Origin of the sequence: Treponema sp. OMZ 840 (assembly GCF_050937815.1) — a bacterium.
Taxonomy (GTDB): Bacteria; Spirochaetota; Spirochaetia; order Treponematales; family Treponemataceae; genus Treponema_C.
Window position 1 is genome coordinate 13,481 of record NZ_JACDIJ010000002.1, and the last position, 18,037, is coordinate 31,517.

The window sequence follows — 18,037 nt, forward strand, 5'->3', positions numbered from 1 at the left end:
CAGTCCATCATCGTACTTTTTCGTTATTCAATTCGAAATATGCCTTCCTTTACAAAGAAATTATTGACAGCACTCGAACCTATCATCTTCCGCAGGTAAAAACAATACTCCCGGACTTATTGAATCCTCCAAAAATTCCGCATCCTGTTCTATGTAATTAATCCACTCCGTCAATGTCCAATAATAATTATTATCGGTTTTATAAAAATATTGTATTTTACCGGCAAGCGGTATATGCTCCAAATCGGTAGAAATACATGCCCGCCAACCGTCTTTCAGTTTTACAAAAATACAGAAGCCCGGCTCCACATAAATAGAGTTCGGATATTTATCGATACATTCGGCAACAGTGGAATTCACGGACAACTTATCTTTCGTCTTAAAGTGTATATCGCTTGTCCGTATGTATATAAGACGATTCTGTTTTATGGAAACCCAATAGGTAATATCGTCCAATGATATTTCAGAGTAATAAGCAAGTTCCGATGCCCGTATTTGAATAAGGGTGTTTGATAAAAGATTTTTTCCTTGAGAAACAATTCTTTGCTCAAAATTGCGCGCTTCTATAGATGCACAATTTATAAATATCAAGCAATAAAGCAATAAAATAAAAGTCATCCGTTTCATAGCCAATGATTTCTTCTATATGAATATATGTTAATTTTTCCGACTTCAATCTTGAGCGGGGTATCCGATATTCCATACATATACTTTTACCGAATAACTTGTAATAATATCTACAAAATAATTCCGTTGTTTCGCTTTTTTGATTTTTTTGTAATATCTTTAAAATCAATTCTTAACAGATATAACGATAACCGTGTTTGAATATTCGGCATAAAACATGATAGCATATTTATTGCAAAAAGTATAATACAACCGTAATAAAAAAGAGTATAGATTTTCTTTATTTGCATAACCGCTATTGAGATTACAAGACCATAAAAAATAATATTCTCCAGAATAGTCGTAGAAATTATGTGCTTTTTTTGCTCATATTTATATTTACAAATTAGTGCACCAAGTGATTTATATCGGATATTTGACAATAACAAATATAATACGAATAATCCGACTCCGATAAAAACAAAACGTTTGGGAATACTTAAAGTCAATTGTTCTTCTATGTTTACAGTTACAAATACCCATCCCACTATATATAAGCAAAAAAACATTATTTCAATAAAGAGTGATAAAAATGACTTTATAAAAACTATGCTCCCGTCCTTCATCTTATCCATTATTTTTACACACCTTTCGCCTTAACCATACTTTTCCGCTTTACCTAATAAAAAAATACCCCAAATGTACTTAATAATGATAAACCATTGAAGAATAGTGAATAATATAAATAAAGGGAAAACAATATCTACTAATTCGAATCTAAAGCTCTTCCCGTTAATAGTTTTCTCTTTTTCAACTAAGAAGTTACCGAAATTCTTATGAATATCATTTCGGAGCCAAGCACACTGTTCATACAGCGTTCGATAAAAGTATTTTAACTCACTATCTGATATACCTTGTATTGCTAATGAAGCTTTCCTTCCTTGTTTCATATAAAAACATAAATAAGTTGCCGAGTCCCCGCCGCCGGAAACAATTTTTATATCAGCAATATCATCATAGAATATTGTTTTTGATTTTACGGAAAAAGCATAACCGAACGGTATGATCCTGATATACGAAGTAACTTTTTTATCATCATATCGACTATAACTCCATGCCGGTATGATAAAAACAATCCATAATAAAAAGAAAACAATAACAATCAGTACCTTAATAAGACGGCCTTTAGCCGATCGAAGTATTTCATTATCAAAAATGAAAATATTTATAAATATTGTAGCCAAAAGAATAATAAAAACTTTTGTTTGCATTGATCTTCGAAGAAATCCAGTTATAACCGGTTCTTCTATATAATAAAACAAGAACCAGTATAAACATATAGATAATACAAAAAAAACATAGAAAATAGGATTCTTCCCTTTAAGGAAATTAATTAGTAACTTGATTCCTTCTGCACCGTTAGAGTCCATTTAACCTTGCCCCTCCACCGGCTTTAATTTTAATAGGAGCTGTCATTGATTTTAAAAGTATAAACCAACAGACATATTATCTGTGCAAGAAACAGCCAAAGGAAAAAAGTATTTAATAAAATATGAACAACATTAATATATCCGTATTCTTTTTTACCGTCAACATATATTTTTCTTCTTTCAATCAATCCGAATTGTTTTTCCAGATCATCTCGAAGCCAATCACATTCATCATACAAAGTGACAAGAAATATATCCCTTGATTTTTTCGGAACATTTGCAATATCCAAACTTTGTTTTTGTCCGTCATGCAATATAAATCTCAATGCTCCCGTATCCTCTCCCGGACTGGGGTTTACAGTTTTGATTGTATCAAATACTAATGTATCCTTAATCCTTATATAAGGACTATTTGGGAATGGTAATATCCGTGCGTAAGTATCCATTTTTTTGTGATCATATTCATTAAATATCCATGCGGGTAATATAAATACCATAGCAAGGAAAACGACTCCCATTAATAATATAGCTCTAAGAAGCACCGACTCAATCTGTTGTATAAAATGCGAAGTTCGAAAGAAATGAAAAAGAAATATTGTTACAAAAAAAACACAAAACATTTTTATTTCTTTTGATCTCTCCATCACACCAAAGGCTTCGCCGCCGCACCGGATATAGAATATATACACATACAGACCGGCAGCAGGAAAAAGGAGTATATATATTAACGGCCTTTTCCAACTAAACGGATAATAAAACATTCTAATGCGTTTCTTCCCTCCGGGTAAATCGTCCTGCATATTCTTTATTATACGGGCGTTTTCTTTTAGCGGCAAGGGCTTTATCGGCTCGGTAAGACGGACGGCGGCGCAATGTGTACCGTATTCATTAACTACGGGGATTTAAGATTTTTATTTTAATTTCCGCAAAATATATTAATTATATCATCTTCCGTCATATTCAAAAAAAGCTCATCTGTTTTTAAATCATTATTTTTTCCAAGTAATTTACTACATACGGCAACGGCTATTTCGTAATCACTCTTTAAACTAAAAGCTTTTTCCGATGCGTCGTCTAAGATTTTTATAAAAAAAATTCCCGGCATTTTCCGTTATTCTGATTTTCTGTTTTGAACATGAAATCGATAAAAATAAAATAAGAAGGATTGTAGATATTATAAATAATTTATTCTTTCCGCTCATTCCGACAGTCCTCTATCGTTTTTTCGCCCGTTGAACAAATCATATATACAACTATAAACGCGGAAAACAGAACATCGCTGTACCTATTCGGAAAATAATTTTTTGATATACATGTACCCATAATTTATCTCTGCCTTTGAGTAAATTTAAGTGCAGAATAAAAAAATTACTGCATCTAAATTTTCGGAAAGAATTCTAATTTTTTGTCAAAGTCCTTCAAGGTTAGCATTAGAGATATACAAGGCAATATTTATTACTTTGTATATTCCTCCTTTTTATTTCTTATCACCACTATGAAAGATAATGCTATATAAAATAAAAAAATATATTATTGCCGTTTATTTTATCATAAAGTGCTGATACTGTCATACTCTCACTTGCGATTGACAATTGATAATAAAAATATTACGATTGTTAAAACACGAGAGAGGTATGTATGCAAAATACAAAATCAAAAGTAAAAAGCATGAGCATCAGTTTTCAGCCCGATGTGTTTACCCGCATTGATTCCTACTGTGCCGAACGCGGTTGTTCCCGAAGCTGGTTCATAAACAAAGCTGCGGAGTTGTTTTTGTCCGAATGTCTTGAAGACAAAGAGGACTATGAAACTGCCGTTGCATCTTGGGCTGAATACGAAAAGAGCGGACGAAAATCTTATTCAAGTGCGGAACTTAGAAAGGAATTCGGGCTGTGACCGTAGTGTATTCCGAAAAAGCTAAAAAGCAGCTAAAAAAAACGGATAATACTATTAAGTCCAAAATACTTGACTATATGGATGAAGTAGCAAACTTGGAAAATCCTCGTTCCCGCGGGAAAGCTCTTGTCGGAAACTTACTCGGATTTTGGCGCTACCGAGTCGAAGATTACAGATTACTCTGCCGTATACAGGACAATGAACTCGTGATTGCCGTTATCGAAATCGGACACAGACGAGATGTGTATAAAAGCAAACACTTATATTTTTAGAATTAACCTACCATTCTCCGGACAAAAGAAAACTTATTGCTCCCATTTACGATTGCAGTTGACAATAAAAATATTAATACTATAGTTAATCACTAAAATTTCTTCGTGTGAATCCGTAAGTCATAACCCGGCAAACGGAGAAATATACCTTCCTTTAAATGTTTTTACTTTAAAGGGGACTAAAAGAGTTTTTTCTTCTTCATTGTCAAACCTATATGTGATCCTAACATCAAAAAAAAATTCATCACCATTTTTTTTCCCTTTGAATATTTTTTCAAAATTCGTTTCAAGCCAAAGTTTTGACTTATCTTTCCAATCCTCAGGTTCTGCATCCCGGCCATTCATACAGTAATATATACCATTTGTTATCCAACCTTTTTTGTGCTCCTCTATTCCTCTAACATTTGGAGTAAGCATAAACTTTACATCGGATAATACAGTTATTTCATTTTCTTCATAAATATATGTGATATTTTTTACAAAAATATTTGAATAGTTTTTCTTTGTTAAGAACACAGGATAAAATTCGGTCTTAAATGAATTACCGGGCTGACGGAACAAAATATTTATTTCAGGAGTTTTTTCTGTAGCCAACTCACATGCTTTATCGGCAGCCCCCCAATAGAAATTATTATCAATATTATCAAATGTAAAAAAAAGCCTAGGATAAAATATTCCGGCACCGAATGTAAATACCCTCATACTGCTCAGTAAAAACAGTATGAAAAAAACAAAAGCATTTTTATTTGCAATACTCCCAATTGGCATTCCGGACTCCCATGGATACAAATACTGTATTCATTTTAATTATTGTAATATTATTACCCTTCATAAATCTATCATAGGAGTTAAATTATGCCTACTCTATAACAGTTCGGGAATATTCGGAACCGACATCTATATTTTTTCCGCCTTTGTCTGCCCAATTAAAAACCGATTTTTAATCGTTCGGGCGAAGGTAAAAGCGGCCGGAAACCTGTTTGGAGCGCACGACGTTGATAAAGGCGGCGGGATCTACCTGCTTTATCTTGGGTATGACACGGCGTACTTCATCTCCGGATACAACCGAATACACAAGATCGCGTTCGGCATTATTGTAACAGCCGTGACCGTGAAATACGGTTGCACCGTGGTTTGTGTTTACCTTAATCACTTCAAAAACGGCTTCTGTGTGATTCGTTATGACAAACAACGTAATCTTTTGATATCGGCGGTATAAATAATTCAAAACCTGTGTTGTCGTAAATTGAAACAAAATAGAGTACAAAGCTTTTTCCCAGCCGAACAGCCAGCCGCCGACAGCCAAGATAACAATATTGCCGGCAAGTATATAGTTCCATGCATCGCGCCCGTATTTTTCCGAAATAAAGATGGCGATAAAATCGGTTCCGCCGCCGCTTGCACCCGCAAGCAAACACAAGCTGCTTGCAACTCCGTTTATTCCTCCGCCGAATACGGCTAAGAGCAAAATGTCGTCGGTTATCGGATAGCCGGGCAAAAAATCGATTAAAAGGCCGGAAAGCACAATCATAAGCACCGAATAAAGGGTATAACGCCTGCCTATAAAGCGGAAACTGATGATGACGGGAATACAGTTAAAAAGAAAATAAACAAAACTGAACGGAATTTCTATGCCTGCAAACTGTAAAAAACATTCTTGAATAAGCAGCGTTAAGCCCGTAAAGCCGCCCGGCAGCAATCCTCCTGCCCGTACAAAGGTTTTGATGTTGACTGCGGACAAAGCTGCCGCAAGGGTTATCAATAGCAACCGCTTGATTTTCGTACCTATGGTTGACGCTGTAAATACTTTAATCATATATCCGTCCGGTCTATGTTTTTTGTATAAAATTAAGGTGTAAATTCATCAAAAAAACGGAAGAGTTCCGGATACCAACGTGCAACCGTTTCGTTTGTACCGTTATACAGCTCGTGGTTTGCGCCCTCACAAATAACCAAGCGAACAGAAGGAACCGACTCGGCAAAGCGTATATGTCCTTCAAGAGGCACCGTGTCGTCTTTTTCCGCTTGAAATAAAAGAACGGGATCCGTAATTGCTGCCATAGTTCGTTTTTTTAAGATCTTTTTTATAGCATTAAAAGATTCGTCGAGCCATGCATAGGTTGCTCCCCATGTTTGAAAACGAACTTCAGCTTTACGCTGTCCGAAATGGTATAAAAACCGATGTTGGCTGCACGTTTGTTTTTTGTGGTCGGGGAACCGATATGTTCCGTCGAACGCGCCGTGTCCGGAAATATAAGATTTTTCGCCCCCGAAAAACCGTGCAAGTTTAATATACAAATGCGCACCTATTTTAGGTAGTCCGCCTACATACAAACCGAACATAGGGGCGGAAAAGACGGCTGCCGTAAAAAGCCCCGGATGCCGGGCTAAAAACAAAGCACCGACCGCCCCGCCCATCGAGTGCCCGAACAAAAAAAGAGGCAGTTTTTTTTGGCGTTTTTTTTCCAATTCGGCGGCAAGCGGGCGGGCGACCTGTTCGACAACTTCATAAGCACAGTCAACATAGGTTTGGAATCTTTTTATATATACTTTAGACAAATCTTCGCAGTCCCGATGAGAAAACCCGTGTCCGTATTGGTCGAAGCGGCACAGGGCATAGCCTTGTTTTAAAAGACAGTATGTAAATTCGTCGTATTTCCGAGAAAACTCGCAAAAGCCGTGAAAAACAACAACAAGGCCGCGGCATTCCTTTTTTCCGTCGGCTCCGGCGGGAAAAGTTTCGGGCACAAAGATTTCACACTGTATTTTTTTCCCGTCTTTTGTCGTCAACTCTTGCTTTTTGCAAAACTTATTTAAAAACGGCACAACGAGGCTTTGCATTGTTTCCGCAAAATCGGTGTCTTTCAAGGCTTCAAAGCCGGGATATTTTTGTTCCGCATTGAGTATTGTTTTGTGCATATGTTCCTCCTTAAAGCGTGTGCTCGTTCACAGTACCGTTCTGTCCGAAAAAATCGAAGAGTTCCGGATACCAACGTGCAACCGTTTCGTTTGTGCCGTTATACAGCTCGTGGTTCGCCCCTTTACATACAATCATACGTGCCGAGGGAACAAGTTCTACAAAGCGTTTTTGCCCGCCCAAGGGAACGGTATCGTCTTTTTCGGCTTGAAAAACAAGAATCGGCAGGGTTATTTTTTGCAGATTTTCTTTTTTGAAAATCCGCCGGATTGCCTTTAACGATTCGTCGAGCCATGCATAAGTTCCGTTCCATGTTTGATAGCGGACTTCGGTTTTGCGCTTATTAAAATGATAAAAAAAACGACGTTCGCTGCATATCGGTTTTTTATAATCGGCAAATACATAATTTCCCGTAAAATCGCCGTCTTTTCGGAAAAATCTTTCTCCGCCTGCGAACAGTCTGATAAAGGAAAGCATAAGGCGGGCGGTTGTATTCGACATTCCCGGTATGTTAAGTTCCAGCATGGGAGATGCAAGAACGGCCGCTTTAAAAACATCGGGGTATTGCTGCAAAAAGAGGGCTGCAACCGCACCGCCCATAGAGTGGGCAAATAAAAAAAGCGGAACTTTTTTATGCGCTGTTTTTGATAAATCGGCGGCAAGGGGACAAGCGATTTGTTCTACAACGGCACGGGCGCAGTCGACATAGGTTTGAAAGGATCGTATATGCACCTTTGAGCTGTTTTGTGTTTCTCTTCCGGAAAAGCCGTGCCCGAACTGGTCGAAGCGGCATAGGGCATAACCCTGCTTTAAAACATAGTAGGAAAACTCGTCAAACTTTGAGCAAAACTCGCAAAATCCGTGAAAAATAACGATAAGGCCGCGGCATTCTTTTTTTCCGTCGGCTCCGGCGGGAAAAATTTCGGGCACAAAGGTTTCGCAATATATTTCGCGTCCGCCCTTTGCCCTAATGCGGTGCGTTTTACGCAGTGCGTCCAAAAAAGGTTCAACCTCGTTTTGCATTGTCCTCTCAAAATCCCTGTCGTCTATGGGATTAAATCCCAGACAAACCTTTGCCTCTCCAAGCACGCTTTGTTTTACCATGTTCCCGCCTTTTTTGAATCCCGTTATATGAACTTACCAGCCGCCGGAAGCACCGCCTCCGCCGAAGCCGCCGCCCCCGCCGGAAAAACCTCCGAAACCTCCGCCGCCTGAAAATCCTCCGAAACCGCCCGATGAGCGCCGGGAAGAAGTGCTTGAAGAACGGCTGAGCGACGATAAAATGGATGCGGCTGCAGCGGTTCTCCAAAGTCCCGAACCGCCGGAAACGCGCGATCTTCGGTTCATTCCCGACATCATAAACAAAAAGAATAAGGCTAAAACGACAAAGGATAAAAAGCTTCCTTCTTCATCTTCCGTTTCACCTTCTTCTATAATGATAAAATCTTCATCGGTACCGGCAAGTCTTGCAGCCTCGGGAGCGGCAAGTTCCGCCATGTGCCGAACGGCGGCGGCAATACCCTTTCCGTAATCGCCGTTTTTAAAATGAGGGGCTATGATTTTTCGGATAATCAAGCCGGCTTGCATATCGGTCAACACCCCTTCAAGGCCGTAACCGACTTCTATGCGGATTTTTTTTTCGGCGGCGGCAACAAGAAGCAGAACCCCGTTATCCTTTCCCGCTTGACCGAGTTTCCACGCTTCAACCGTCCGTATCGAAAAATCTTCGATACTTTCACCTCTAAGGCTCGGAACAGTTAATACGGCGATTTGTATGCCCGTATAGCGATTCAGGCTTTCCAAATAATTTTCAATGTTTTGAATATCGCCCGCATCGAGCATTTTTGCATAATCGTTTACGGGACCGCGCAGTTCGGGGACGGTCAAAGCAAAAAGGTGAGGAATCGAAAAGAAAAAAAACCAAACGGCGGTAAAAAGGGCTGCCGTGAATGAAAAGCGTTTTGACGCGCAATACCGTTTTGCAAGTTTTTTTATAAAGGGGATACTCATTCGCCGCCCTCCAGTACCACAAGCTCGTTGTGCAGTTCGTCGGGATTGTCGGCGGAAGGAGGAAAATGCTTTGCCAACAGAGCGCCGCATTCTTCCACCGTTTGCACAATCGCCGAAGCGGCCGACGACAAACTTTTGCCGGGTGCGGACAACGTATGGCCGGAGGCGGGTGTTGCCCCGGGCCGCGTGCGTTTTGAAAAACCGGCCGAAAGCTGTGCGGCAAGAGCATCCCATACGCTTTGTTCGATTTTTGATGAAATGCCGCGGTCGGCGATAATGAATACTTTTTTTTCCAAAAGAGAAATAAAAATTAAAACACCCGAATGTTCGCGCGTATCGTATATGCCGCTTTCGGCAAAAAAGCGCATTGCGCGGCGGAACACCGCGGCATTTTTATAAGCGGCGGGCACAACCAAACGGTCTATTACAGGGATATTGGCAAAGCGAAACAAAAGAGCGGTGATTAAAAATATAAGGGCGCCGGCACAAAGGGGCATAAACCGTGCGGGAAGGCTTCCCCAAAAAAAGCGCGCGGCAAAAGAAGAAAGGTGCGGTAAAAAGGCCATAAATAAGGCAAAGGCAAGGGCTGCACAGGAAAGGGCGAAAAACAATTCCCAAAAAGAATAGCTGTGGCTTGAAGGCGTAAGAGCTGCGACTATTTCGCCGCTTGTCGTTTTTTCCGCGCGCGCAACGGCTTCCCCGACTGCTTCGGCGTCCTGTTCGCTTAAGCCTGCACGTTTTAAAACACGCAGACGGTAATTACGTTCATTCATAAAAAACCGTTTTAAAACGAAACCGCGGGAGCCGAAGATGCTTTTTCGTCGGCACTAAAATACGGCTTTTGCGTAAAACCTGTCATACCGGCAATAATATTTTTCGGGAACATGCGTATCGTGCGGTTATACAGCTGCACGGCATCGTTAAAACGCTTACGTTCGACGCTGATACGGTTTTCGGTTCCTTCAAGCTGATTTTGCAAAGACAAAAACTGCTCGTTCGCCTTTAACTGCGGATAATTTTCCGTTACCGATAACAAACGGCGCAAAGAGCCGCCCAAAGAATTTTGCGCTTCCTGAAACCGCTTAAAAGCTTCCGGGTCGTTCAGCAAGTCCGCAGGCATTTGCATAACGCCGCCGGCTTTGGCGCGCGCTTCGCTTACATCGGTGAGTACCTGCGATTCGTGAGCGGCATAGCCCTTAACGGTAGCCACAAGGTTGGGAATTAAATCCAAACGGCGCTGATATTGATTTTCAACTTGAGCCCACTGCCCCTTGATTTGCTCTTCCATTGCGACAAAGGAATTATAAGTTCCCGTATAAAAACTGCATGCACCGGCTGCAAAAAGCACGATAATACCTACAATCACCAGTGCGGTTACGGCGGATTTTTTCATAGTACCTCCACGTACTGTCTTAAAGTTCAGCTTTTAAAATACCGAAAACGGCATCGAAAAGCAAATTCAGTATATATTTCGTCCCTCGTATTTATCCTATCCTTTTTTTATGCTATTGTCAAATAATGAAATTCACTGCTCTTGAAGACTTTGCGCAAAGGCCCTCTTTTTTTAACATATGGGGGCGCACGGGATATAACGAAAACGGGAGCATCCGCTTAAATCCCTTGGTACTTTTTTGGACGGCAAGCGGTATTGAAATCGCCGTCCGCACGGAAAAATGCGGAAAAATTTATGCCGATATCGAATGTTCGTGGAAGCATTACCGTCCGTACCTGAGTGTATGGATAAACGGAAAGAGGGTGCGCCGGCTTGCCCCGGAAAAGGGCCGAACCCGCCTTTTGCTTTGGGACAGTGCGGCATCCGATACGGAAGCGTTTGCGGAAACGGCAGCGGCGGAATCCCCGGAATCGGGAAAAATCGTCTACATACGCATTCTAAAAGAATGCCAGGCTATGGCCGGCGACAGCGCGCACCGGCTTGCAATACACGGCTTTTTTCACCATGTTTCCGCTATAAGTGTTTCCGCCGCAACCGAAAGCGGTGAGTTTGAAAACGCATTTGAAGATGTGTTTGCACCCGCAGCCAAACGGCCGCTTTTATTTGAATGTATAGGCGACAGCATTACCTGCGGCGAGGGGCTTGAAGAGCCGATAGAGGGAAAAGAATGGAATCCTGCATGGCAGGGAACGCGCAATCACTTTGCAATGCTTCTTTCGGAGCGCTTTAATGCGGATATTTCCGTTTTGGCGCAAAGCGGCTGGGGGCTTTTATGCGGCTGGAACAACGACCCCGCCTGTGTTATTCCTCCCCTCTACCCCTTTGTCTGCTCCCTTGCCAAAGGAAGTGCAAACCGCGATGCGGGCGCAGGTCAAACGTGGGATTTTTCGCGGCGAAAAACCGATGCCGTTATCGTGAATCTGGGTTCAAACGACGAATACGCATTCCGTGCCGCACCGTGGCAAGATCCGGCTTCGGGAAAAACCTATAAATTGCAGGGCGAGGCCGATTACAAGCGCTTAAAAAAAGCGGCAAAAAGCTTTATAGGGGAAATAAGGCGCTCAAATCCGCACGCCCCGATTATCTGGTGTTACGGAATGTTTTTAACCGATTGTATGGACTTGTTCCGCAGTGCCGTAAAAGAGTTCGCCGCGGAAAACCGCGACGGCAAAGTCCGCTTTATAGAGCTTTCTCCGATGGACGATAAAACCGCAGGCGCCCAAAAACACCCCGGCCACCTCTGCCACAAAGAAGCTGCGGACTTGATAAGCGGAGTACTGAGGGAATACGGGATGTAAAAACCGCATAGGCGGCAGAACGGCCGCCTTTTTTAATACATATTACAGCAAATCGGTAAGGGCGATTGACTCCGTATAAAAATCGATTGTAACATTTCGCGCGCTTAATCTATTTTCAGGCAGCCTGCCAACGGGACAACAATATCGGCCTTTTCGGCAAGTAATGCTTCGCGGTTTCCCAATCCGTCGGTTACGGCACAGGTGCGGCAGCCGAAATTACGGCCGGCTTGGATATCCGTAGCCGAATCCCCAACCATAATGATATTATTGCGCGGAATCTTTGTGCCGTATTTTTTTTCTATAAGATTAACCGCCAAAACCAATCCTTCCGGATCGGGTTTTATATGTTGTAATTGTTCGGGGCCTACAACTGCATCAAAAAAAACATCTATTTTAAAATGTTTTAAAACTTCTTCGGTAACACTTAGGGGTTTGTTGGAAACAACGGCTGCATAAATGTTTTTTGCTTTAAGTCGTTCGAGCAATTCATATACGCCGTCATATAAAACCGTTTTGCAAACCGCATGGCTGCGATACCAAGACACATACCATTCGAAAAACTCTTGAAAATCGGGCATATCCGATACCGAAACATGTTGATATGCAAGAGATCGGCTTAAAAGGCTTTTTGCGCCGTTTCCTACATAACCTATCAATACGTCTTCGGGAACTTCAGTATATCCGAAATGTATCAAAGTTGCGTTTACCGATGCGGCAATGTCGGCACCGGAATTTATAATAACGCCGTCCAAATCAAATAAAACCGCTTGTGTTTGCATTTTTTTCTCCTATATGTTGTGTTTGCTTTTTTATTTTTTGCTGAAAATCGAACTGCGAATACGCTTTACCGTGCGCGCTTGTGCGACGGAGATTTTTTGCAGCTCCTCCGATCTGCCCTCTTGTATAAAAACGGCCGTATCTCCCGCCAGCTTTTCCGTTTTAACGGGAATTCCGCAAACGGTTTTTTCTCCCGTCGTAATTTGTATAAGGTCGGAACAGGCAATCGCATTTTCGATAACACGAATTTTACCCAAAAAATCCATACCCGACGCTTCGTTTTTTTCGACACGGACGGATTCTCCGTTTAACTGTTCCGCCTGTAATATTGTTTTTCTCCTTATACGAAGCAACAATTCTTCTTCTTGAAATTTCGGCAAATTCTTTTTTTTCAATTCATTTTCCATCGCTTGTATATGGCGGGATTGAAACGTTTCCCTTTCCGTCTGCGAAAAAAAAGGAGATTTAAATCCTTGTTGCGTAAAAAGCGTTTTTCCCGCTTCGACAAACGCCGTCTTTTCTTTTAAAATCTCAAAAGGAAGACCCTCCGGCAGATTGTTTTGATTTTTCAATTCTCCTATAAACTCAAGACTGCTTTTTTTTATCGTTTCGTACGCTTTTTCATCGTCTGCAAAATCCAACAAATATATACCCGGTGCAAGCTTTTCCCGTATGTGCGGCTCCAACAAGGGATTGTTTTCTATCAACACCCGCTTTTCCTGCGAAACCTGTAATACATAGCCCTTATAAAAATGCGCCGAAGAAAACAAAGAATACCAATCGTTTAATGAAAAAATCAAATTTTGAGGAATATTATGTGCCGTCGTTTTTTGCAAAAGGCTTATAATATCTTCGGGTTTTGTTCCGTTTGAAAAGGCTCTAAAACAAGCGGAACGAGTGATACAAAAACGGCTGACTGTCCCGCAGCCTTCCAAATCCGCGCAGGAAATAAGTTCAATAAACAGGGAAAGCGGAAGCTCTTTAAGAACGGTTATGGAAAATCCGGCATTTATACTTACCGATCCGCGAATGTCGCCGGAATTTTCCTCCGTTTTTTCAAGGGCGGCTTTTTTTTTCAATTCGGGGTTTGCGTAAAGAAAAACGGAACCGTTTTTATCGGCTTCCGCTGTCACCAAGCCGAACAAAACCGCTGCGGACAAAAGGTTTTCCGGATCCGCCGTATAAAAAGATTCGGCTTGTAATGAATTTTCATGCAATAATTGTCTGAATTTGTTTTTTTGCGGACTTGGGTTTTTTTGCCGTTCTTGTAATAAAAAAATCAACCGCCGCACATGGTGCGGAGAAAGCCCCTTTTCGGGGAGCAAAAAAAATAACTGTATCAAATGTTCCGCATTTTTTTGTAATATATCGCGTCTTTGAAAACCGCATAAAGCGGCACAAATGTAGGCATATTGATCTAAGACGGGCAAAGCGGCAAAAGATTGCCATTTTTGTTTATCGGCTTCATGGCCGGTTTGATTTTTACGGAATAAAGACAGGTTTGTTAAAGCGGTATTCAAATTGTATAAAAAATCCGGGCGCACGTCCGAAAAGGCGGCTTGAATCAGCTCTTCGGCCTTTTTTTTAAAGCCGCCGTCGGCACGGCACAGATCCGGATTTGAACATACAAAGACAAGCCAAGATGCCAGAATATGCGAAGACAACCGTTCTTGTCTTTCGTAAAAAAAAGGCGATGTTTGCTCGGAAATCGTTCGCTCGTTTTGCGGAAAAAGTAAATCCATATGAATCAAAGGCTCTATATCCGCGCGTAAAAAGGGGTTTACATCAAAATATTCACTGCCGTCTTTATCTTTTCGCCGAAATAAAATCAAGCGTTCTTCAAGGTTTAACAATGTATTATATAAAGATGCAAACGATATATGCGGAGAAAAAAATGAAGCCGCTTTTTCCCGGGTACAAAAGGGAATATATACAACCGCACTGATAAGCATGAGGTCTTCTTGAGAAAGTAAGCCGACAACGGTTTTCCGGTTTGTTTCTTTATGTAAAAAAGCCGTTAAAGACTCTATAAGTTTTTGCTTGTTATACGGAGTTTTTACTTCTCCGGCATATAAGCGCATAAGATCAAAAAAACGGGATTCTTCCATAGCGGTAAGAGATTCGCGCCAGCTCAAAAAATCTGCCGCATTTTCGCTTTTCATTGTCCGCCTCCGCTGCCGTCTTCCGGACAGGTGTCCAAACACTCTTCTATTGTGCGCACCAGCCGATAAGAATAGCCTTGCTCGGCAAGAAATTTTTGGCGGTTTGCGCCGTAATCTTCTTCCTGCGTTCCGGCGGTAATAAGGGTAATAAATCGTGCGGTACGATTTTTCGGACGCAAAATACGGCCGAGCCGTTGGGCTTCTTCCTGCCGGCTCCCGAAAGTGCCGGAGACTTGAATAGCCATCGATGCATCGGGTAAATCGATTGCAAAGTTTGCAACCTTCGATACAACCAAAATTCTTTCTTTTCCGCTGCGGAAATCATCATAAATCGTATCGCGTTCGCGCACGGGTGTTTTTCCCGTAATAATCGGCACTTTCAGCAAGTTTGCGATTTCAAACAGTTGATTCAAATATTGTCCTATTATGAGGATTTTATCATCACCGAAGCGTTTTACCAAATCGAGGACAAGGGGTACTTTTAGCGGATTTTCGCCGGCAATACGGTGTTTTTGCCGCAAAGACGCAACGGCATATTCAAGTTCTTTGCTTTTGTCCAAATCCGTTCTAAATTCAATACACACGGCGTTGGCAATCCAGCCGGATGTTTCCAATTCTTTCCACGGAACATCGTACCGTTTCGGACCGACAAGCGAAAACACCAACCCTTCACAGCCGTCTTCACGGACAAGGGTTGCCGTCAGTCCCGCACGGCGTACCGCTTGCAATTCCGCAGTTACGCGGAACACCGGCGCGGGAAGTAAATGCACTTCATCATAAATGATAAGCCCCCAATTCCGGTCCCGAAAAAGCTTAAAATGCGGATACGGGCCTTCTTTTTCGGGACGCCACGTCAATACTTGATAAGTTGCAACCGTTACAGGGCGTATTTCTTTTTTTTCGCCCGAATATTCGCCTATTTGATCGGCAGGTAAATCGGTTTTATCCGTCAGTTCGGTTATCCATTGATGTATTGAAGAAATATTCGCCGTAACGATAAGCGTATTGGTACGCAGTTTTGCCATCAACAGAATTCCCACAATCGTTTTACCCGATCCGCAGGGCAGCACAATGGTGCCGAAACCCGTACCCGGCCGGCAATCGCCCAAAAACGCTTCCGCCGCATTTTTTTGATACGCGCGTATAATAAAATCACTGCCAGACAGCGTTTTTTCGCGTATATTGATATCCAAAGTATCGCCGTCTTTTAGCGGTACTTCGTCTTTTACCGGCCAGCCCGTTTTTAAAAGCTCTTCTTTTATTGTTCCCCTGTCCGTAAAACTTAAGCGAAAACACAGTTTTTCGCCGGAATCGGTTAAATATTTGGACAGTTTTTTGTTTGCTTCCAACTCGCGGAAAACCGCAATGGAATCGGTTTGCAGCAGCAGGCTTTCTTCCGTTCCCGCATCGGGTATTAAACGGATTTTTCCGAACCGCGAAGCGGTTTCGTATATCCAAGCGCTTATCGACTGGGGAACATCAAACCGGGAATATTTTTTTAACACGGAAAGGGCATAATCGGCAAAAAGCCCCGCCCCCGCGGCGTTCCAAAGAGAAAGCGAAGAAAGGCGGTATGTGTGCAAGTGCTCCGGCGAGCGTTCCAATTCGGCAAAGGGAATTAACGCACGGCGGCACTCTTCCGCAAGAGGAGCATGAACATCTAAAAGCAGGGTTCTGTCGCCCTGAACAATCAGCGGAGCCGAATTCTGCATAACAGTTTATTTTAATCCGTTAAACTGAATTCTTCAAGACGTCCTATTTGTTTTATTTTGTCGGTTAAGGCAAAAATATCCAAAGACGGCGGAACTTTTACCGTAAAAGAAATGTTCAAATGTTTTTGTCCCAAAATTCGGGTTATATCCGTCGTTGAAATGATTAAACCGTTCGCCACAATCAGTTTATTTAAAGCGACCAGATCAATGCGTTTGTTTTCAAAAACCAAATTTAAATGCTTTACCCGTTCGGCGGGGAAATATTTTTCTTCGACTTTTTCAAGAGAAATAAGACACACTTCACATACAAATAAGGCTATAAGAGCGGGAACGATAAACCCGGAACCGATAGTCAACCCCAGTGCGGCGGCGACCCAAATAATAGCCGAAGAGGTTAAACCCTTTATATTCAACCCTTGCCGTAAAATCGTTCCGGCACCTAAAAAACCGATTCCCGATACGACTTGTGCCGCAATACGAGAAGGGTCTCCGCGCACGCCGTTTTCCGACAAACCCGATGTGTATATGGAAAGCAGCATCAAAACGGTTGAAGCAACGGAAATTAAAATCAAAGTCCGCATACCGACAAATTGCTGCCGAATTTTCCGCTCCAACCCCAAAACGGCGCCCGCAATCATACTGAGTAAAATACGCGCCAAACACGCATACCAAGAAATATCTTTGCCGAAAAGCAAATCATATATATCTTCGAAATTCATAAAAAGCTCCTCATAATTATCGGTTAAAAAAGTTCCATGCAGAAGAAATTTTTGAGCCGGCTTTTATCCAATGAGAAAATTGCTTTTTACCGCCTTTTTTGGAAAAAGAGGCCGTTTCCAACAGTGAAAACAAAAAATCCGCCGATTCTTTTTCTTTATCGGAAAAAGTATTATCTTCTATCAGCAAAAAATTAAGGTTTGAAGCCGCATATGAAGAGGCCGTTTGCTCTGCAAACGTTTTAAATGCCGATGCCGCCGATAACACAAGTGTTTTCGACGGACTAAAAATCTCGTTACGGGATACCGTCTTATCAATACAGTACGGTTTAAAAACAAAACAAAGGGTTCCGCCGTCCTGCCTAACAAACCGGTTGATTATCTCCTGTGTTATATACATGTAAGAAGAAATCAAAACATCCACTCCGCGGGAAAGCGTTTGGCTGTCTTTAACAAAAACATTTTTTATATATAGAGGAACATCGAAGATGACGATTGCATGGGTTAATTTCACCAACGATGTTTGCGCATCTAAAACAAAAGAACGAGCGGAAACGGAAGACGTTCTTTGCCAAACAAAGCTTTGAACCGGATCCTGCAAGCCTTGAGGGGTATCGCCTTCGGGAATAGAAACCATAACGGAAAATCCGTTTTCCAACGCCGCCGTTACAAACGCGCGTGAATCGGGAAAATCCGATCCTGTAATGATAAGGTTTTTTTCCATACATAAAGTATAACAGAGCGCCGCTCTTTTCTCAAGTATGTTGACTGTTGCCTCATCATCGGGT

General features: G+C 41.8%; 19 protein-coding genes. 3 read left to right on the forward strand and 16 right to left on the reverse strand.

Annotation, left to right across the window (positions count from 1 at the left end; genetic code table 11):
• Nucleotides 1-60: 60 nt before the first annotated feature.
• From H0R92_RS03500 to H0R92_RS03515, 4 genes are all read right to left on the reverse strand, one after another.
• On the reverse strand, nucleotides 61-627 hold the full coding sequence (locus H0R92_RS03500; protein ID WP_432961218.1) for a hypothetical protein: 567 nt from the start codon (nucleotides 625-627) through the stop codon (nucleotides 61-63).
• Between the two features lie 635 nt (nucleotides 628-1,262).
• Nucleotides 1,263-2,036, reverse strand: a complete 774-nt coding sequence (locus tag H0R92_RS03505) for a hypothetical protein (RefSeq protein ID WP_432961219.1) — start codon at nucleotides 2,034-2,036, stop codon at nucleotides 1,263-1,265.
• A 29-nt stretch (nucleotides 2,037-2,065) separates the two neighbouring features.
• On the reverse strand, nucleotides 2,066-2,836 hold the full coding sequence (locus tag H0R92_RS03510) for a hypothetical protein (RefSeq protein ID WP_432961220.1): 771 nt from the start codon (nucleotides 2,834-2,836) through the stop codon (nucleotides 2,066-2,068).
• Nucleotides 2,837-2,952: 116 nt separating this feature from the next.
• Nucleotides 2,953-3,141 (reverse strand): hypothetical protein, encoded by a 189-nt coding sequence (locus H0R92_RS03515; RefSeq protein ID WP_432961221.1) that lies wholly within the window; start codon nucleotides 3,139-3,141, stop codon nucleotides 2,953-2,955.
• A 533-nt stretch (nucleotides 3,142-3,674) separates the two neighbouring features.
• On the opposite strand from H0R92_RS03515, the gene H0R92_RS03520 reads away from it, so the two are divergent.
• Both H0R92_RS03520 and H0R92_RS03525 read left to right on the forward strand, forming a co-directional pair.
• Nucleotides 3,675-3,932, forward strand: coding sequence for a DUF6290 family protein (locus tag H0R92_RS03520; protein WP_432961222.1), 258 nt, complete (start codon nucleotides 3,675-3,677; stop codon nucleotides 3,930-3,932).
• A complete protein-coding gene (locus H0R92_RS03525) occupies nucleotides 3,929-4,204 on the forward strand; it encodes a type II toxin-antitoxin system RelE family toxin (RefSeq protein WP_432961223.1) in 276 nt (91 codons plus the stop codon). Before H0R92_RS03520 ends, H0R92_RS03525 begins: the two co-directional genes overlap by 4 nt.
• A gap of 120 nt (nucleotides 4,205-4,324) precedes the next feature.
• Here the strand turns inward: H0R92_RS03525 and H0R92_RS03530 are convergent, their stop codons facing one another.
• The 7 genes from H0R92_RS03530 to H0R92_RS03560 all read right to left on the reverse strand — a co-directional run bounded on the left by H0R92_RS03530 (nucleotide 4,325) and on the right by H0R92_RS03560 (nucleotide 10,524).
• Nucleotides 4,325-4,972 (reverse strand): hypothetical protein, encoded by a 648-nt coding sequence (locus tag H0R92_RS03530; RefSeq protein WP_432961224.1) that lies wholly within the window; start codon nucleotides 4,970-4,972, stop codon nucleotides 4,325-4,327.
• A gap of 172 nt (nucleotides 4,973-5,144) precedes the next feature.
• Nucleotides 5,145-6,020: a YitT family protein gene (locus H0R92_RS03535; protein WP_432961226.1), complete on the reverse strand. Its 876-nt coding sequence runs from the start codon at nucleotides 6,018-6,020 to the stop codon at nucleotides 5,145-5,147.
• A gap of 32 nt (nucleotides 6,021-6,052) precedes the next feature.
• Nucleotides 6,053-7,123, reverse strand: coding sequence for an alpha/beta fold hydrolase (locus H0R92_RS03540; RefSeq protein WP_432961228.1), 1,071 nt, complete (start codon nucleotides 7,121-7,123; stop codon nucleotides 6,053-6,055).
• A gap of 10 nt (nucleotides 7,124-7,133) precedes the next feature.
• The gene (locus H0R92_RS03545; protein WP_432961230.1) at nucleotides 7,134-8,225 is read right to left on the reverse strand and encodes an alpha/beta fold hydrolase; all 1,092 of its coding nucleotides are present in this window, start codon (nucleotides 8,223-8,225) and stop codon (nucleotides 7,134-7,136) included.
• A gap of 33 nt (nucleotides 8,226-8,258) precedes the next feature.
• Nucleotides 8,259-9,131, reverse strand: a complete 873-nt coding sequence (locus H0R92_RS03550; protein ID WP_432961232.1) for a TPM domain-containing protein — start codon at nucleotides 9,129-9,131, stop codon at nucleotides 8,259-8,261.
• A complete protein-coding gene (locus H0R92_RS03555; RefSeq protein WP_432961234.1) occupies nucleotides 9,128-9,904 on the reverse strand; it encodes a TPM domain-containing protein in 777 nt (258 codons plus the stop codon). Before H0R92_RS03555 ends, H0R92_RS03550 begins: the two co-directional genes overlap by 4 nt.
• An 11-nt stretch (nucleotides 9,905-9,915) precedes the next feature.
• Nucleotides 9,916-10,524: a LemA family protein gene (locus H0R92_RS03560; protein WP_432961236.1), complete on the reverse strand. Its 609-nt coding sequence runs from the start codon at nucleotides 10,522-10,524 to the stop codon at nucleotides 9,916-9,918.
• Nucleotides 10,525-10,649: 125 nt separating this feature from the next.
• Here H0R92_RS03560 and H0R92_RS03565 point away from each other — a divergent pair, with 125 nt between their 5' ends.
• On the forward strand, nucleotides 10,650-11,882 hold the full coding sequence (locus tag H0R92_RS03565; RefSeq protein ID WP_432961238.1) for a GDSL-type esterase/lipase family protein: 1,233 nt from the start codon (nucleotides 10,650-10,652) through the stop codon (nucleotides 11,880-11,882).
• A gap of 104 nt (nucleotides 11,883-11,986) precedes the next feature.
• Here the strand turns inward: H0R92_RS03565 and H0R92_RS03570 are convergent, their stop codons facing one another.
• Genes H0R92_RS03570 through H0R92_RS03590 form a run of 5 tightly spaced genes read right to left on the reverse strand, consistent with a single transcriptional unit; the run spans nucleotide 11,987 to nucleotide 17,973 of the window.
• A complete protein-coding gene (locus tag H0R92_RS03570; RefSeq protein WP_432961240.1) occupies nucleotides 11,987-12,661 on the reverse strand; it encodes an HAD family hydrolase in 675 nt (224 codons plus the stop codon).
• 30 nt (nucleotides 12,662-12,691) lie between these two features.
• Nucleotides 12,692-14,821: a hypothetical protein gene (locus tag H0R92_RS03575; RefSeq protein ID WP_432961242.1), complete on the reverse strand. Its 2,130-nt coding sequence runs from the start codon at nucleotides 14,819-14,821 to the stop codon at nucleotides 12,692-12,694.
• The gene (locus H0R92_RS03580; protein ID WP_432961244.1) at nucleotides 14,818-16,533 is read right to left on the reverse strand and encodes a DNA repair helicase XPB; all 1,716 of its coding nucleotides are present in this window, start codon (nucleotides 16,531-16,533) and stop codon (nucleotides 14,818-14,820) included. Before H0R92_RS03580 ends, H0R92_RS03575 begins: the two co-directional genes overlap by 4 nt.
• A gap of 11 nt (nucleotides 16,534-16,544) precedes the next feature.
• Nucleotides 16,545-17,252, reverse strand: a complete 708-nt coding sequence (locus H0R92_RS03585) for an MgtC/SapB family protein (RefSeq protein WP_432961245.1) — start codon at nucleotides 17,250-17,252, stop codon at nucleotides 16,545-16,547.
• A 16-nt stretch (nucleotides 17,253-17,268) separates the two neighbouring features.
• The gene (locus H0R92_RS03590; RefSeq protein ID WP_432961248.1) at nucleotides 17,269-17,973 is read right to left on the reverse strand and encodes a hypothetical protein; all 705 of its coding nucleotides are present in this window, start codon (nucleotides 17,971-17,973) and stop codon (nucleotides 17,269-17,271) included.
• Between the last annotated feature and the right edge of the window lie 64 nt (nucleotides 17,974-18,037).

Bases quoted from the DNA above. Each gene is read 5' to 3' on its own strand.
- H0R92_RS03555 (WP_432961234.1), bottom strand. From the start codon at position 9,904: ATGAATGAACGTAATTACCGTCTGCGTGTTTTAAAACGTGCAGGCTTA.
- H0R92_RS03535 (WP_432961226.1), bottom strand. From the start codon at position 6,020: ATGATTAAAGTATTTACAGCGTCAACCATAGGTACGAAAATCAAGCGG.
- H0R92_RS03505 (WP_432961219.1), bottom strand. From the start codon at position 2,036: ATGGACTCTAACGGTGCAGAAGGAATCAAGTTACTAATTAATTTCCTT.
- H0R92_RS03560 (WP_432961236.1), bottom strand. From the start codon at position 10,524: ATGAAAAAATCCGCCGTAACCGCACTGGTGATTGTAGGTATTATCGTG.
- H0R92_RS03575 (WP_432961242.1), bottom strand. From the start codon at position 14,821: ATGAAAAGCGAAAATGCGGCAGATTTTTTGAGCTGGCGCGAATCTCTT.
- H0R92_RS03530 (WP_432961224.1), bottom strand. From the start codon at position 4,972: ATGCCAATTGGGAGTATTGCAAATAAAAATGCTTTTGTTTTTTTCATA.
- H0R92_RS03540 (WP_432961228.1), bottom strand. From the start codon at position 7,123: ATGCACAAAACAATACTCAATGCGGAACAAAAATATCCCGGCTTTGAA.
- H0R92_RS03500 (WP_432961218.1), bottom strand. From the start codon at position 627: ATGAAACGGATGACTTTTATTTTATTGCTTTATTGCTTGATATTTATA.
- H0R92_RS03585 (WP_432961245.1), bottom strand. From the start codon at position 17,252: ATGAATTTCGAAGATATATATGATTTGCTTTTCGGCAAAGATATTTCT.
- H0R92_RS03570 (WP_432961240.1), bottom strand. From the start codon at position 12,661: ATGCAAACACAAGCGGTTTTATTTGATTTGGACGGCGTTATTATAAAT.
- H0R92_RS03520 (WP_432961222.1), top strand. From the start codon at position 3,675: ATGCAAAATACAAAATCAAAAGTAAAAAGCATGAGCATCAGTTTTCAG.
- H0R92_RS03550 (WP_432961232.1), bottom strand. From the start codon at position 9,131: ATGAGTATCCCCTTTATAAAAAAACTTGCAAAACGGTATTGCGCGTCA.
- H0R92_RS03545 (WP_432961230.1), bottom strand. From the start codon at position 8,225: ATGGTAAAACAAAGCGTGCTTGGAGAGGCAAAGGTTTGTCTGGGATTT.
- H0R92_RS03515 (WP_432961221.1), bottom strand. From the start codon at position 3,141: ATGCCGGGAATTTTTTTTATAAAAATCTTAGACGACGCATCGGAAAAA.
- H0R92_RS03510 (WP_432961220.1), bottom strand. From the start codon at position 2,836: ATGCAGGACGATTTACCCGGAGGGAAGAAACGCATTAGAATGTTTTAT.
- H0R92_RS03565 (WP_432961238.1), top strand. From the start codon at position 10,650: ATGAAATTCACTGCTCTTGAAGACTTTGCGCAAAGGCCCTCTTTTTTT.
- H0R92_RS03590 (WP_432961248.1), bottom strand. From the start codon at position 17,973: ATGGAAAAAAACCTTATCATTACAGGATCGGATTTTCCCGATTCACGC.
- H0R92_RS03580 (WP_432961244.1), bottom strand. From the start codon at position 16,533: ATGCAGAATTCGGCTCCGCTGATTGTTCAGGGCGACAGAACCCTGCTT.